Origin of the sequence: Sphingomonas panacisoli, assembly GCF_007859635.1 — a bacterium.
Lineage (GTDB): Bacteria > Pseudomonadota > Alphaproteobacteria > Sphingomonadales > Sphingomonadaceae > Sphingomonas > Sphingomonas panacisoli.
Genome location: NZ_CP042306.1, coordinates 1,046,894 through 1,061,106 on the forward strand (window position 1 = coordinate 1,046,894; position 14,213 = coordinate 1,061,106).

The window sequence follows — 14,213 nt, forward strand, 5'->3', positions numbered from 1 at the left end:
ACTCCCCGAATCGGCTTACAGCGTCGGCTTCCAATCCCATCCCAGCGGGTCGCCGTCCATTACTTCGACGCCCGCGGCCGCCAGTTCGTCGCGGATCGCGTCGGAGCGGGCGAAGTCCTTGGCGGCGCGCGCCTCGCGACGGTCGGCTAGGCGGGCGGCGATATCGGCTTCGGTCAAGGTCGCGGTTGCCGGCCGAACGCGGAGGTCCTCGCGTTTCAGGTTGGCAAGGCGCAACCCCAACACCGCATCGAAATCGCCCAGCGCGGCCAGGCGATCGGTGGGCGATACCTTTTTGTCGGCCAGCATCTCGTCGAGCGCGACCAGCGCCTTCGCCGTGTTGAGATCGTCGGTCACGGCCTCGTCGAGCCGCTCGCGATACGCGGCGGGCGATGCGGCCGACGGCGCGGCGGGTCGGTCGCGAAGCTGCGCGACGGTGATCGCCAGCCGCTTCAACCGCACCGACGCGGCGGCCAGATTGTCCCAGGTGAATTCGAGCTCGCTGCGGTAATGCGCCTGCAGGCACATCATCCGGTACGCCAGCGGGTGGAAGCCCGCGTCGATCAACACCTGCAGCCGCAGGAATTCGCCGGTCGATTTCGACATCTTGCCGCCGCGTTCGACCAGGAAATTGTTGTGCATCCAGATCCGCGCGCCGCTGTCCGCACAGCCGCAGAACGCCTGGTTCTGCGCGATCTCGTTGGGATGATGAACCTCGCGATGGTCGATCCCGCCGGTATGGATGTCGAAGGGATGGCCGAGATGCTGCAGGCTCATCACCGAGCATTCGAGGTGCCAGCCGGGCGCGCCTTTGCCCCACGGCGAGTCCCATTCCATCTGGCGCTGTTCGCCCGGCGGCGACTTGCGCCATATCGCGAAGTCCTGCGGATGGCGCTTGCCGGACACCGGATCGATCCGGCTTTCGCCCTCGTCGGTCGCCGATCGCGCGAGCGCGCCGTAATTCGGCACCTTCGACGTGTCGAAATACAGTCCGCCCTCGATCTCGTAGCAATCGGCTTCGATGCGCTTGGCGAAGTCGATCATCTGCGGGATGTGGTCGGTGGCGACGGTCCATTCGGCGGGGGGCTCGATATTGAGCCGCGCTACGTCCGCCTTGAACGCGTCGGTATAGTGCGCGGCAATGTCCCATATCGACTTGGCCTGCGCCGCCGCGGCCTTTTCCATCTTGTCGTCGCCCGCGTCGGCGTCGCTGGTCAGGTGGCCGACATCGGTGATGTTGATGATGTGCTTGGTGGGATAGCCATTCCAGCGCAGCACGCGGCCCAGCGTATCGGCGAACAGGAACGCGCGCATGTTGCCGATATGCTGGTAGTTATAAACGGTCGGCCCGCAGGTGTAGACGCGCACCAACGCCGGATCGATCGGCGCGAAGGCTTCGAGCGAGCGGGTGAGACTGTTGTAGAGCGTAAGCGGTGCGCCGGTAGACATGCCGCGCGGCTTAGCCACGCCGCTCCACCGACGCAAACCACTAGCGCGCGATGCCGATGATGGCGCTCGCGACCAGCCCGCTCGCGACGCTTCCGGTTATGGTCGGCGTTTGCTGTGCGAGTTGCGCCGCGGTGTTGTCGCCGAAGACGTTGTCCGAAGACAGGCTGATCGCGGCGAAGTTCGACTTGCTCGACGGATAGAGCGTCGTGTCGGCGAACACCGTGTTGCACGTCGCCGCCGGCATCGCGAGCTGCGACGTCAGCACGGCGAAGCGCCCACCGGTCGCGTTGGCGAGCGTCGAGAAGATCTCGAAATGCATGTGCGGCCAGCGTCCCGAATAGGCGGCGGGGAAGATCGTCGTGAAGGTAACCTGTCCGTTCGCGTCGGTGACCTGGACGCCGCGCAGATACGTCTCGTTCGCCGCACCGCTGTACAGCGAATAGGCCCCGCTGCGGTCGCAATGCCACAGATACACGGCAAAGCCTGACAGTGGCGCGCACGACGCGTTGACGTTGACCAAGGTCAGCGTGATCGTCAGCTGCACGCCGGTCGCGACGGTGGTGCTTGAAATGAAGCTCGGGCGGATGTCGCTGCGGACGATGCCGCTCGCGGTCAGCACGTTCGAGGTTGAGCCCGACGAGGTGTTGGTACCATCGGCGGGGTAAGGGCCGCCGGTCTCGGTCGGATCGGCGATGCAGCCGGTTGCACCGGTCGCGGTGGGAGTTGGCGTCGGTGTAGGCGTCGCGGTTGCCGTGGCGGTCGGCGTCGGGGTGGGTGTCGGCGTCGATGTGCCGGTCACGACAGCGACACCAGACGAGCCCCCCGACCCGCCGCATGCCGTCACCAGCGCGGCGGTGCCCGCACCGGCGAACCATTGGAGCGCGCGGCGGCGAGCGACGAGCGCCTCCATCCGCTCCAGGTCTTCGGCCAGGCTGTGGCCGTGATCGTCGTGATCGTGGGCGTGCATCGCATTTCCTCCTCGAATGCGGAGGGAATGCAGCGCGGTTCGCACGATCGTATGTCGGCACGTCGCGCGTTTGTTACGGATTATGTCAGTCGACCGGCAGCGTAATGGTCGCCCGTGCGCCGCCTTCGGGCCGGTTGGTCAGGATCGCATCGCCGCCATGACGCCGCGCGATCGATCTGACGATGGCGAGCCCGAGCCCCGTGCCCCCGGTATCCCGATTCCGCGACGGATCCCCGCGCACGAAGGGTTCGAACAGGCGTTCGGCCTGGGCCGGGTCGATGCCCGGTCCGCTATCGTCGATCGTCACGCGGACGATGCCATCTGCCATGCTCCAGCCGAGCGCGGCACCGTCGCCATAGCGGATCGCGTTTTCGATCAGGTTGGCGAACAATCGCCGCAACGCCGCCGGGTCGCCGCGCACGACGGCGCGTGGGCCGGGCACGATCGTTACGTGACCACCCGCTACCGCCATGTCCTCGACCAGACTGTCGAGCAGGCTGCCCAGATCGACGCGCGCGTCGGTCCGCACGCTCATATCGTCCCGCGCGAAGCCGATCGCCGCGCCGATCATCGCGCGCATCTCGTCGATATCGGCGGCGGCGCGCGCGGGCGTCGTCGGGCAATTGCTCGACCCAGAAGGCGAGGCGTGACAGCGGCGTGCCGAGGTCGTGCGCGATCGCCGCCAGCATCGCGGTGCGCCCTTCGGCATGGCTGGCGAGGCGACCGTGCATCGCCTTCAACGCGTCCCCCAACTCCGCCACCTCGCGCGGCGCGTTCGCCGGCAGGTCGTCGAGCGGCGCGCCGGCGGTCGCCCGGGTCGCCGTCGCGGCCAACTCGCGCAATGGTCGCGAGATTGCGCGCGTGATGACCCAGCCCATCGCCGACAACACTACCAGCAAGATCGCCATCGTCAGGATCGTCGCCCAATGCCAGTGGCTGAGAAAGGCGGGCGGCGGGGTGAAGGCGATCCGCCACGTCCCGTTGAGCCGCGCTCCCGCGACGAACGGCGCGGCCAGGCCGTCGGGCGGTGCCTCGCGGCCGAGGTCGCGATAGACCACCGCGTCGCCGTCCGGCACGCCGAGTTCGAATGCGAGTAGATGCGAGAAGGCCGGGTCGCGCTGCTCGCGGGGGGTGGGGGCTGGGCGCGGTCGCGCTGGTCACGACGCGCAACTGCCATTCCGCCATCGTCGTGGGCGCCTTGCCGCCCCGCAGCAAGGCGGCGATCGACGCGACCGGCTGCGGCGCGGGTTTGGGCGGCGGGCCCGAAAAGGTCACCGCGAACAACGCGATCGTCGCCACCGCGACCGACGTGATAACGAGCGCGAGGATCGACCAGACGATCGAGCGGCGGGACCTAGCGGCGGTCGACATCGGCACCGAACAGATAGCCTTCGTTGCGGACGGTGCGGATCAAGTCGTCGTCGCCGGCGCGTTGCAGCTTGCGGCGCAGCCGGCTGACCTGGACGTCGATCGCGCGATCGAAATGCTCGGTATTCACGCCGCGCGACAGGTCGAGCAACTGGTCTCGGGAGAGAATGCGTCGTGGCCGCTCGACGAACACGAGGAGCAAGCGAAACTCACCATCCGACAGGTTGATGATGACGCCGTCCGGATCGGCCAGTTCGCGCGCGAGCGGATCGAGCTTCCACCCTGCGAACCGATAAAGCGTCCGCCCGTCGCGCGGCTTCGCCTCGCCGATATTGCCGGCGTTTCTACGCAGGACCGACCGCACGCGCGCGAGTAGCTCGCGCGGGTTGGCGGGCTTTGCGAGATAATCGTCGGCACCCATTTCCAGGCCGACCACCTTGTCGATTTCGGTTCCGACCACCGACACGATGATCACCGGCGGCGCGGTTGCGGGTTCGAGGCTGCGTAGGATGGTGAGGCCGTCCTCGCCCGGCATCATGACGTCGAGCACGATCAGGTCGTAGTCGTTCGCCGCCATCGCCTCGCGCATCGCGGCGCCGTCGGCGGCGGTATCGACGACATAGCCATGCCCGACCAGGAACGCGGCGGTCAGCTCGCGAATGCCGGGGTCGTCATCGACGATGAGGAGGCGGGTGGTCAGGTCCACGGTGGCGGCGGCTTGCAACATCCCGACTGGGTGAGCGGGAAGCGTATCCGCCGCATTGCACCGCTGCAACAATTGCTCGTTTGCCGGGCATTGTGGATTCCGGGCAACACCGACCAAGTCGGTGGAAAATCGGATTGATGCGGATTTGATCCATGTTTAACGCGCTCGGTCATAAACTATCGCAACCGTTCCACGGACGTTATGATCAAGAGAATTATTGGCCTGCCGAACTGCATGAAGGGCCGCCACGTACGCAGCGAGAAGCACATCACGCCCGACGGCGACACCTATGTCAGCCGCTGTGCGCATTGCGGCGTCAAACTGCGCCGCCAGGCCAAGCGTGTCTGGATCGTCGATCGCGCCTGAGCCGGCCGGCGCTTGCCTTTGTAGCTGTGGTTTGTTAGGGGCCCCGCTCTTGCGGCGCTGACCCTGTCTGCGGCCGCGATACTCATTTCGATTCGGAGTTGACGGGTTTTATGCAAATCATCGTGCGCGATAACAATGTCGATCAGGCGCTTCGGGCTCTCAAGAAGAAGCTCCAGCGCGAGGGCGTGTATCGTGAGATGAAGCTGCGCCGTCACTACGAGAAGCCCAGCGAGAAGCGCGCCCGCGAGCGCGCTGCCGCCGTCCGCCGCGCTCGCAAGCTCGAGCGCAAGCGGATGGAGCGCGACGGGGTCAAGTAAGACCGCTGCGTTCAGGGGCTTGCCGACCGCGAGCCCCCCATCTACCGACAGCGTGTCCCGGCCGCCTGTCAGCGGCCCATCCCGTCGAGGCTGCTTTTCATGACCGTGACCGCCGTTCCGCTCCAGCCCGTCAAGCGCAGCTACCTTACCTGGCTGTGGATCGGAATTGTCATACTGGTCGTTGCGGCCTTTTTGCTCGCGCGGCAGGGTGACGATTATTGGGCGAGGTCGCAGCGCGGCTGGTTCGGGACCGATTCGGCGATCAAGACCACCGCGTCGGGGCTGCAATATAAGGTGCTGACCCCCGGTACAGGTCCGCACCCGACCGATTCGGACGTCGCGCTGATCAACTACGAGGGCAAGCTCCGCTCGGGCGTTACCTTCGATAAGTCGCAGCAGCCGACACCAATGCCGATCGCCAAGGTCGTGCCCGGCTTCTCAGAAGGCCTGAAGCTGATGAGCAAGGGCGCAAAGTACCGCTTCTGGATCCCCGCCAAGCTTGCCTATGGCGAGAAGGGCGGCGGGCCAATCCCGCCCAACGCGCAGCTCGCGTTCGACGTCGAACTGATCGAATTCCTGCCGCAAGCGGTGCTGGATCAGTACCAGCAGCAGATGATGATGGGCGGCGGCGGTGCCGGTGGTCCTCCGGGCGGCGCCCCGGGCGGCGCCCCGGGCGGTGGTGCGCCGGGCGGCGCTGCTCCTCCGCCGGGAATGTAATCAGCGATTTAAAGGGGCCGGGGTAACACCCGGCCTTTTTCTTGGCTTGTTTCGCCTGTGCCAACTCGCGCTAGCTATCCGTCCTCGCAGTCGGCGATATCCTCGGTTCGACATGTGAGGTGGTGGGAAGCGGTGCCGGTCAGCATGAGACTAGCGAAGAACGGCGCGTCTGCGACTTGTGTCTGAGCGTCGGCTCTGGCGGTCGGCGATTACCGACCAAACCTTTTGTGCCGGTAGAGTCGCGCCCGCACTCCACCTGAAAAAGCAAAAAAAATGGCGGCACGAGGCCGCCACTTTCTTCAAGCTGTGGCTTGAATTACTTGCTCTTCGAATCGCTCGAAGCGGCGACGATGCCACCGACGATCGCGAGAACCGCAACGACGGCGACAACCGCGCCGGCGCCGCCGAACTTGTTGGTGCCCTTGGCCGGAGCCGAAGCACGAACCGACTTGCTCACCGACAGCGACGCTGCGGGGTTAACCGGAGCAGCCAGCGCGGGGGCAGCGGTCATCGAAATGGCGGCAACTGCAGCGGCCAATTTACCCAGACGCATGAAATACTCCCTTGTTTTGTAATTGCCCAAGCCGCCTATCATCGCCGCTTGGCGGTGGCAACCCCTTGTCCGGCTTCACGTTCACCAAACATTTGCGATGTTGCCGCGGTGCCACAACGTCTTTTCAATGCGTTAATACTTTCGGCGCTGCCGACCCCGAAGAATCAAGGCATCTGCGTCTGCAGCACCCAGCGATCGGCGCCCTCGAGGCCCAGCGCGGTGAGTTTCCCCGTGACATAGGCGCCAGTATCGATCCCGATCCGGTTGGAGCGCTCGTCAATGTCTTCCAGGATCGTATGGCCATGGACAACGAACGCTTCGAACGTGCCTTCGTAGTCGAGGAACGGCTCGCGGATCCACCGCATGTCCTTCTGGCGCTGCTCGGCGATCGCGACGTTCGGTCGGATGCCGGCATGAACGAAGGCATAGTCGCCGGCGACGATCACATCCTCGAAGCCTGCGATGAAATCGGTATGCTCGGCCGGCACGATCTCGGTCAGCCGTTCCGCCAGTTCGGCATAATCCAGCCGCTCATATTCTTCCTGGCTGATGCCATAGCTGATCATCGTCTCCCGCCCGCCGATCCGACAGCAGAAACGCAAAGCGGGCAAGTCGCCGCGCACCGCGGCCAGGAACACTTCCTCGTGATTGCCCATCAGCACACGGACATCGACATCGCTCGCCGCCAGCTTGCGCACGCGTTCGACGACGCCTGCCGAATCGGGACCGCGATCGACCAGGTCGCCCAGGAAGATGAGCGTGGTCGCCAAGGGGGGCGAGCGGCATTGTCGGCGCCGATCTGCATCAGCAAATCGTCGAGCAGGTCGAGTCGACCATGGATATCGCCGATCGCATAGACGCGCTGGCCCGACGGCATTTCGGGAGCCGCGATCGGCTCGGCGGCCCGGCGCTTGAAAAACTTGGCGATCATCGTTCGACTATCGGGGGAAAGGCGACTGCATAGAAACCGCGTCCGCATCTGGCAAGGCACGCGGCGGTTCGCTACGAGAGGCCGGTGAAACTGTTTGTTCTGGCCGCGCTTGCGGCAATTGCGTCGACTCCCGCCGACAGCCCCAACGACGCGTTCTTCGGCGTATTGCGCAACGCCGACACGCGGCTAGCGACGATCGCGGAGCGGCTGACCATCGCCAACGTCGAACTGTGCGATCAGCGGCAGCCGGCGCTCGGCATGGTGCTGCACAGCCTGCGCCAGTATCGCGAATCGGACTGGCCGACGGTGAAGCGCGTGTTCGGTTTTCGCGCGCCGGTGGCGGTGGAAGGGGTGATCGATGGAGGCGCGGCGCAAGGGGCGGGGGTCGCCGCCAACGACGCGGTCCTCGCGATCGGCGACCATCCGCTGCCAAGCGCCGTCGCGGACGGATCGAAGCCTGCGAGTACGGACCGCGATCGCGCCCTCGCGCTGATCGACTCGACGCCATCGGATCGGCCGCTGGCGATCACCTTCGACCATGACGGCCAGACCGTGCGCCGCGAACTCGCGCCGCGCGTCGCGTGCAAATCGCGGTTCGAAATCGTCATCGGCAACGGCTACGATGCCCAGGCCGACGGCACCATTGTCCAGCTCGGCGAGAAGTTCTTCGAAGGTATGTCCGACGAGGAAATCGCCGTCGTCGTTGCGCATGAGTTCGCGCACAACATCCTGCGCCACCGCGCGCGCCTCGATGCGGCGGGCATATCGCGGGGCATCGCGGCGGAGTTCGGGCGCAACGCGCGATTGATCCGCGAGACCGAGGATCAGGCGGACGAACTCAGCGTCTATCTGCTGGCGAACGCCGGCTACGATCCGCTGGCGCCTGGGCGCTTCTGGCGCAAGTGGGGTGGCAAGATCGGAACGGAAGGGATTTTCCGCAGCCGAACGCATGCGTCGGGGAAAAGCCGCGCAAAAGCGATGGACGTGGTCGCGAAGACGGCTAAACCTAGTGCCGATCAGCCCATCATTCCCGCTATGTTGTCCGCACGCAGCCAGCCACTTCGTTGAAATCCGAATGGCCTCTTTTCGCCGCAAATCGATCTGTGTAACGCGTCGATATGGCTCTCCCTAAAATCGACATCGGCCTGACGCGTAGCGAGCGGCTGCCCGCTATATTGCTCGTCATTTTGTTTGTGGCGCTTTGTGCAGCAGGCGGCGCATCGCGAGACGATGTATTGGCGCAAGCGGTAATCCGCGGATTTGCCGTCATGGCGATGTTCGTACAAGTCGTGGCGGGCCGTGCGCCCGAATTGAGCCGCTACCGCGCCTGTTCATGGTTGCTGGGCGCGATGGTAGCCGTGGCGGCGCTGCAACTCGTTCCATTGCCCCCTCAGATTTGGACGGCGTTGCCGGGCAGAGGCCTTATCGCGTCGTCGCCGCTTGGCGGGGAAGGCTGGCGGCCGATGAATCTGGTACCCGATGCGGGGTGGAATTCGCTTTTTTCTCTGCTGGTACCGCTTAGCGTCCTTGTGTTGTTGTCGTCACTCGAAAACAGGACGGTCAGACGAGTTCAATATTTGTTGATCGCGGTGGTTCTGTTCAGTGCGCTTCTCGCGCTTCTTCAAGCCGCTGGCAGCGCGCCCGAAAATCCGCTCATCAACGGATCGACGGATGACTATGGCGGTATGTTCGCCAATCGAAACCACCAAGCAGTATTTCTGGCCATAGGCATCGTCGTGGCATGGTTCTGGGGGTTTCAACGCGGGGGGCATTGGCGTGACCGGCGGTTGTGGCTGGCAGTCTGTGTCGTTTTGCTATTGTCGGTTTCGATCCTGGTCACGGGGTCGCGGACAGGTGTCATTTTGGGCGGGGTGGCGATCATGGCCGGTCCGTTCCTGGCTCGACCCAGGCGAGGAAAACCCGCTGCGCGCAAGACCGGTATTGCTTTATGGATCGGGATATCGCTGATCATCGCGGTCGGGGTCTTGCTCCTGTCCAGTTACTTCGGGCGTGCGGCTTCCCTGAATCGGGCAACTACGCTTAATTTGGACGCAGATTTTCGACTGCGCGCCTTGCCGACCGTTCTAGAGATCGCGAAAACATATTTCCCGTTCGGCGCAGGCCTGGGTTCGTTCGATCCTGTATTTCGCAGCGCCGAACCGTTCGCGTTGTTGGAGCCGACATATTTCAACCACGCACACAATGATCTTTTGGAAACAGTGATCGAAACGGGGATATTCGGTCCGATCATCCTCCTCACCGCGTTGATTTGGTTGTTCCGTCGCATGATCGTCATGTTTTCGGAAAGCGGCGAAAATGCGAGAATGGGTCGATTGGGCGCGCTGATCGTGGGGCTCGTCGTCGTTGCCAGCGTGTCCGACTATCCGGTGCGCACACCGATGTTCATGGTGATCATGATGGTGGCGGGCTGTTGGCTGACCGGGTCCTCACCCAATCGTAGCGAACCTGACGCCGCCGGGAGCGCTTTACCGTCCAGCGGCAAGTTCCTATAGGGCCTAACTCCCAGATTGAATGGAATGTTTCGACTATGCGCTTTGCTGTCGCCTGCACGTCGTTTGCGGCCTTGACGTTATCGGCCTGTGCAGGCCACCCGCCCATCAAAAGCACGGCGTCGCTGACAGTGGTCGATGACGTCGCTGGACTACCTGCGCCCGAACGCGCTGACCTCGTTATTGGCGATCGACCCAGTCTGATCGGTCCGCTCGACACGATCAGCGTCGAAGTGTTCGGTTTGCCTGATTTAAGCCGCGAGGCACAGGTTGATGCTAGTGGCCGCATCGCCATGCCTCTGGTCGGCACCATCGACGCGCGAGGCAAGACTGCTGACGAGCTTTCGCGCTCGATCGAAACGGCCCTTGCCCAGCAGTATATTCGCGATCCGAAGGTGACGATCAATATCAAGAATTCGGTCAGTCAGGTTGTGACGGTCGATGGAGCGGTGATCGAACCAGGTCTTTACCCCGTCACAAATCAGATGACCTTGATGCGCGCCGTGGCATCCGCGAAGGGGTTGTCCGAATACGCCAAGGTGAATGATGTGGTCATATTGCGTACGGTGTCCGGGAAGCGTTTGGCCGGCCTCTACAACCTCGCCGCTATCCGACGCGGATATTATGCAGACCCTGCAATATACGCCAACGACGTGATAATTGTCGGTGATTCTCCGCAACGGCGCTTGTTTAAAGATTTTGTGTCGCTGGCTCCTCTTCTCGCAGCTCCGCTCGTAGCAGTTTTGAACTCAAAATAGTTACAGCCGCTGAAATCCCCTGACATGGCTCGCTGGCCACGATTCCAAAGTGATCATTGTAAATGAACAAGATTTCGACAGTAAATCTCTCCCCGCAGGCGCTTGAAGGCGCTGCAAGTCACGATTTCGACAATCGTGCAGTCCCGCTCATTCGCCAGTACATGCGGATTGCTGTTCGCTGGCGTTGGGTTATCGCCGGCTTTACCGCTGGCTGCCTGGTGCTCGGCCTGATCGTAACGATGTTGACGACTCCCAAATATACGGCATCGACAGTGCTGGAAATTTCGCGTGAATCGAACAAAATCACCGAGATTCAGGGTGTCGAACGTGAAGCGAGTGTCGCGGATCAAGAATTCTATCAGACTCAATATGGCCTGCTTCAGTCCCGAACTTTGTCTGAACGCGTGGCCAATCAGTTGAAACTGAGCGATGATCCTAAGTTCTTTCAGATGTTCGGTGCCAAGGTCAACGGACCAGCTTTCGAGCAACTGAACGGCCGATACTCGCCGAGTGGTCGCGAGGAACGAACTCGTAGGGCGGGCGAGATTCTTCTTAAAAATGTTGGGGTTGCGCCTACGCGCCTATCGCGTCTGGTAGAGATCGACTTTACCAGTCCTGATCCCGGCCTGTCCGCGCGCGTAGCGAACACGTGGGCGGACAGCTTCATTCAAATTACGTTGGAACGGCGTTTCCAGGCGACGTCATACGCGCGAAAGTTTCTGGAAAGCCGTCTTGAGCAGTTGCGCATCAAACTTGAGGATTCCGAACGCCAGTTGGTGGCATACGCAAGTGCGCAGAAGATCATCAATCTGCCCGGGACTACCGCTGCCGACGGTACGAGATTGCCAGACCGGTCGATCGATGTTGACGACCTCGTCGCGCTCAACACCGCATTGTTGCAAGCGACCGCGGATCGAGTTCAGGCCGAGGCTCACTACCAACAGTCGAAACGCGGCGGCGTCGGTTCGGAACAGTTGCGCAACGACGCCGTCAACGGATTGCGGCAGAAGCGCGCGGAGCTTTCCGCCGAATATCAGCGGATGATGGTTCAGTTCGAACCTGGATATCCTGCAGCGAAGGCAGTTGCGGCCCAGATCGCGCAATTGGATAAGAATATCGGCCGGGAGGAGGCGCGCGCGAACGCGTCGGTAACGGACGAATATCGTGCTGCGGTCGATCGGGAGAACCAGCTCAAGACCAAGGTAGGCGGCTTGAAGGGCGATATTCTCGATCTGCGTCGGCGCAGTATTCAATACAACATATTTCAGCGCGAGGTGGATACCAACCGACAACTCTATGACGGCCTCCTTCAGCGCTATAAGGAAATCGGCGTTGCCGGCGGGGTCGGCGTAAATAACGTTTCGGTTGTCGACGCCGCCGACGTCCCTGTGAAACCGTCCAGCCCGCGAATGATACTCAACCTGGCGTTGTCCTTGTTCGCTGGTCTCGCGCTGGGCGGCTTGGCGGCATTCGCTCTGGAGCAGATCGACGAGGCTGTCGCGGATCCCGAGGAAATCGAAGGAGAATTGGGTCTTTCGCTCTTGGGCGCGGTGCCGAAGTCGGTCGATGTCGATCCGATCGTCTCGCTGTCGGACCGAAAGTCCGACGTGGTCGAGGCGTATCTTGCGGTGCAAACCAACTTGCAGTTTTCGACAGAGCACGGGGTGCCACGATCGTTGGCCGTTACGAGCACGCGGCCGGCGGAAGGCAAATCGACTACCGCCCTCGCGCTGGCCACGATGCTTGCCCGATCTGGAAAACGGGTGATCCTGATCGACGGCGACATGCGTTCGCCGTCGGTTCATCACTTCGCCAAGGCGACGAATGCCAAGGGCCTCAGTAATTATCTGTCGGGATCGGACGATATCCGATCGCTGATCGTGCCAATTGCCGATTTGGAGTTGATGGCGATGCCGGCGGGGCCGATTCCGCCCAATGCGGCCGAACTGCTCACTGGCGAACGATTGGGCAAGCTCATCGCAGAATTGTTGGCGATGTTCGACCATGTGATCGTGGACTCTCCGCCGATCATGGGTCTTGCGGATGCCCCCTTGATCTGCAGCCGCGTCGAAGCCACCGTGTATGTTGTTGAATCCCACGGAATTCGTACCAGCCTGGTCCGAACGGCTCTAGCGCGTCTCTCGAGCGCGAGCGCGCACGTGGTCGGTGGCGTGTTGACCAAGTTCGAAGCGAAGCGCGCGCATTACGGCTACGGTTACGAGTACGGATATGGTTATGGCCGCGACAAGCGTGCCGAGACCAAGGCTCGAGAGGGGCGTTAGTTCGCAATGCTCAAAGGGCGTTTTCCGTTCGTCATCAGATGCCTTATCGGGTTGGTACTGGTCGGCGCCGGATATCTGGCGATCATTCGCAACGTCGCTGCAGCTTGGTCAAAGGCCGATCCGGTATCTGCGATGTCGGTGTTCGGCGGCGATGCGCGCGTCATGGCTCGCGCGGCGCAAGTGATGATGGAACGTCCGGCGGCGAACGGTAGCCAAGCGGCGGCCGTCGCGCTGGCTCGCAAGGCGCTTTCGCGTGACGGTACGGCGGTTTCCGCGGTCGATACGCTGGGACTTTCGGCGGCGCTGGCGGGAAACAATTCCGTGGCGAACAACTGGTTCGCTTATTCAGAGCGCCTGTCTCGCCGCGATCTGCCCACGCAATTGTATCTACTGGAAAAGGCCGTGAATGACGGCAACGTGAAAGAGGCGTTACGGCATTACGATATCGCCCTGCGGTCTGCCAACGATAGTGGTACGTCGCTTCTCTTCCCGATCCTGCGGAACGCGACTTCAGATCCGCTTATTCGCCGTGAATTGGCGCAGACGTTGCGGGGAAAGCCGATTTGGTCGAGCGGTTTTTTGGTAGATTTGGTGAGAAACGGCCCGGATTACAGCGCGGCGGCCGAGCTATTGCTAGACGCAAGGCGGGGTGGACTGCCGATCGAGCCTGATCTCGACGAAACCTTGCTGGGGAATCTCGTCGCGCGAGGAGAGACGGCGAGCGCTTGGCAATATTACAAGTCGATACATCCGGCCGCAGCGCGCGTCCTAATCAGAAATGGGACATTCAAAAGTGTCGGTGCTGCCAGCACGCCGTTCGATTGGCAGCTGGTTCCCGGGAGTGGCGTTTCGGTGGAATTGGGTGCAGGCCAAGACGATCGAGGCTTGGACTACAGGCTGTCGCCGACGGTAGTGGCGACGGTTGCCCGTCAAACACTTCTGCTACCGCCTGGTCGATATCGTCTCGACAGTGTACTTCGCGAAGCCTCGCAAATGCTTAAATCCGGTCCGTATTGGGAACTGAAATGTGGCGACGAGCGGTCTCTGGCGTCGCTGGAAATGGGCGGACCGATCGAAAACAGTAAAAAGTTTTCGATCGACTTTACCGTGCCGCCAAAGTGCGAAACCCAATCGTTGGCCTTGACGGTGCGTGCGAGCGACGACGTGCAAGGAGCGACGGGCCTCGTCGATTCCGTATCGGTTATGAGGCTGCAATGATCTCGCTTCGACACCTTTGCGTGGTGTGGGCAAGTCCCTTGATGGTCATGCTCGCTGCCACCAGCGCAAACGCG

14 protein-coding genes and 1 pseudogene are annotated in these 14,213 nt (G+C 62.4%); 8 read left to right on the plus strand and 7 right to left on the minus strand.

Features of this window, described 5'->3' with window-relative positions:
• Window positions 1–15 precede the first annotated feature (15 nt).
• The 5 genes and pseudogenes from cysS to FPZ24_RS05290 form a co-directional block, all read right to left on the minus strand.
• Window positions 16–1,446 (minus strand): cysteine--tRNA ligase, encoded by a 1,431-nt coding sequence (gene cysS / locus FPZ24_RS05270; RefSeq protein ID WP_146574195.1) that lies wholly within the window; start codon window positions 1,444–1,446, stop codon window positions 16–18.
• Window positions 1,447–1,486: 40 nt separating this feature from the next.
• Entirely contained in the window at window positions 1,487–2,413 is a 927-nt protein-coding gene (locus FPZ24_RS05275) for an intradiol ring-cleavage dioxygenase (protein ID WP_146570048.1), read from the minus strand.
• A gap of 85 nt (window positions 2,414–2,498) precedes the next feature.
• Complete coding sequence (locus FPZ24_RS17535; RefSeq protein WP_240047628.1) at window positions 2,499–2,993, minus strand: sensor histidine kinase; 495 nt, start codon at window positions 2,991–2,993, stop codon at window positions 2,499–2,501.
• A gap of 196 nt (window positions 2,994–3,189) precedes the next feature.
• Window positions 3,190–3,321: pseudogene (locus FPZ24_RS17935) on the minus strand (hypothetical protein); the annotation flags it as partial.
• A 446-nt stretch (window positions 3,322–3,767) separates the two neighbouring features.
• A complete protein-coding gene (locus FPZ24_RS05290) occupies window positions 3,768–4,508 on the minus strand; it encodes a response regulator (protein WP_146570051.1) in 741 nt (246 codons plus the stop codon).
• Between the two features lie 213 nt (window positions 4,509–4,721).
• Here FPZ24_RS05290 and FPZ24_RS17740 point away from each other — a divergent pair, with 213 nt between their 5' ends.
• The 3 genes from FPZ24_RS17740 to FPZ24_RS05300 all read left to right on the plus strand — a co-directional run bounded on the left by FPZ24_RS17740 (window position 4,722) and on the right by FPZ24_RS05300 (window position 5,887).
• Window positions 4,722–4,853: a hypothetical protein gene (locus tag FPZ24_RS17740; protein ID WP_275669359.1), complete on the plus strand. Its 132-nt coding sequence runs from the start codon at window positions 4,722–4,724 to the stop codon at window positions 4,851–4,853.
• A 110-nt stretch (window positions 4,854–4,963) separates the two neighbouring features.
• The gene (rpsU, locus tag FPZ24_RS05295) at window positions 4,964–5,170 is read left to right on the plus strand and encodes a 30S ribosomal protein S21 (RefSeq protein ID WP_146570052.1); all 207 of its coding nucleotides are present in this window, start codon (window positions 4,964–4,966) and stop codon (window positions 5,168–5,170) included.
• A 99-nt stretch (window positions 5,171–5,269) separates the two neighbouring features.
• Complete coding sequence (locus FPZ24_RS05300) at window positions 5,270–5,887, plus strand: FKBP-type peptidyl-prolyl cis-trans isomerase (protein ID WP_146570053.1); 618 nt, start codon at window positions 5,270–5,272, stop codon at window positions 5,885–5,887.
• Window positions 5,888–6,203: 316 nt separating this feature from the next.
• On the opposite strand, the gene FPZ24_RS05305 is transcribed toward FPZ24_RS05300, so the two are convergent.
• A complete protein-coding gene (locus FPZ24_RS05305; RefSeq protein ID WP_338061672.1) occupies window positions 6,204–6,470 on the minus strand; it encodes a hypothetical protein in 267 nt (88 codons plus the stop codon).
• A gap of 134 nt (window positions 6,471–6,604) precedes the next feature.
• Window positions 6,605–7,210 (minus strand): metallophosphoesterase, encoded by a 606-nt coding sequence (locus FPZ24_RS05310; protein ID WP_338061673.1) that lies wholly within the window; start codon window positions 7,208–7,210, stop codon window positions 6,605–6,607.
• Between the two features lie 245 nt (window positions 7,211–7,455).
• Between FPZ24_RS05310 and FPZ24_RS05315 the strand changes: the two genes are divergently transcribed.
• From FPZ24_RS05315 to FPZ24_RS05335, 5 genes are all read left to right on the plus strand, one after another.
• Window positions 7,456–8,439 (plus strand): M48 family metallopeptidase, encoded by a 984-nt coding sequence (locus tag FPZ24_RS05315; protein ID WP_146570054.1) that lies wholly within the window; start codon window positions 7,456–7,458, stop codon window positions 8,437–8,439.
• Between the two features lie 50 nt (window positions 8,440–8,489).
• Complete coding sequence (locus FPZ24_RS05320) at window positions 8,490–9,884, plus strand: O-antigen ligase family protein (protein ID WP_146570055.1); 1,395 nt, start codon at window positions 8,490–8,492, stop codon at window positions 9,882–9,884.
• Window positions 9,885–9,919: 35 nt separating this feature from the next.
• Complete coding sequence (locus tag FPZ24_RS05325; RefSeq protein WP_146570056.1) at window positions 9,920–10,639, plus strand: polysaccharide biosynthesis/export family protein; 720 nt, start codon at window positions 9,920–9,922, stop codon at window positions 10,637–10,639.
• A 62-nt stretch (window positions 10,640–10,701) separates the two neighbouring features.
• The gene (locus FPZ24_RS05330) at window positions 10,702–12,921 is read left to right on the plus strand and encodes a GumC family protein (protein WP_146570057.1); all 2,220 of its coding nucleotides are present in this window, start codon (window positions 10,702–10,704) and stop codon (window positions 12,919–12,921) included.
• Between the two features lie 6 nt (window positions 12,922–12,927).
• Window positions 12,928–14,139: a hypothetical protein gene (locus FPZ24_RS05335; RefSeq protein WP_146570058.1), complete on the plus strand. Its 1,212-nt coding sequence runs from the start codon at window positions 12,928–12,930 to the stop codon at window positions 14,137–14,139.
• The last annotated feature ends 74 nt before the right edge of the window (window positions 14,140–14,213 follow it).

What these genes read in the sequence shown, in the direction of transcription:
- FPZ24_RS05300 (WP_146570053.1), top strand. Translation starts at nt 5,270, where the DNA reads ATGACCGTGACCGCCGTTCCGCTCCAGCCCGTCAAGCGCAGCTACCTT.
- FPZ24_RS17740 (WP_275669359.1), top strand. Translation starts at nt 4,722, where the DNA reads ATGAAGGGCCGCCACGTACGCAGCGAGAAGCACATCACGCCCGACGGC.
- FPZ24_RS17535 (WP_240047628.1), bottom strand. Translation starts at nt 2,993, where the DNA reads ATGCGCGCGATGATCGGCGCGGCGATCGGCTTCGCGCGGGACGATATG.
- FPZ24_RS05320 (WP_146570055.1), top strand. Translation starts at nt 8,490, where the DNA reads ATGGCTCTCCCTAAAATCGACATCGGCCTGACGCGTAGCGAGCGGCTG.
- rpsU (WP_146570052.1), top strand. Translation starts at nt 4,964, where the DNA reads ATGCAAATCATCGTGCGCGATAACAATGTCGATCAGGCGCTTCGGGCT.
- cysS (WP_146574195.1), bottom strand. Translation starts at nt 1,446, where the DNA reads ATGTCTACCGGCGCACCGCTTACGCTCTACAACAGTCTCACCCGCTCG.
- FPZ24_RS05275 (WP_146570048.1), bottom strand. Translation starts at nt 2,413, where the DNA reads ATGCACGCCCACGATCACGACGATCACGGCCACAGCCTGGCCGAAGAC.
- FPZ24_RS05330 (WP_146570057.1), top strand. Translation starts at nt 10,702, where the DNA reads ATGAACAAGATTTCGACAGTAAATCTCTCCCCGCAGGCGCTTGAAGGC.
- FPZ24_RS05335 (WP_146570058.1), top strand. Translation starts at nt 12,928, where the DNA reads ATGCTCAAAGGGCGTTTTCCGTTCGTCATCAGATGCCTTATCGGGTTG.
- FPZ24_RS05325 (WP_146570056.1), top strand. Translation starts at nt 9,920, where the DNA reads ATGCGCTTTGCTGTCGCCTGCACGTCGTTTGCGGCCTTGACGTTATCG.
- FPZ24_RS05290 (WP_146570051.1), bottom strand. Translation starts at nt 4,508, where the DNA reads ATGTTGCAAGCCGCCGCCACCGTGGACCTGACCACCCGCCTCCTCATC.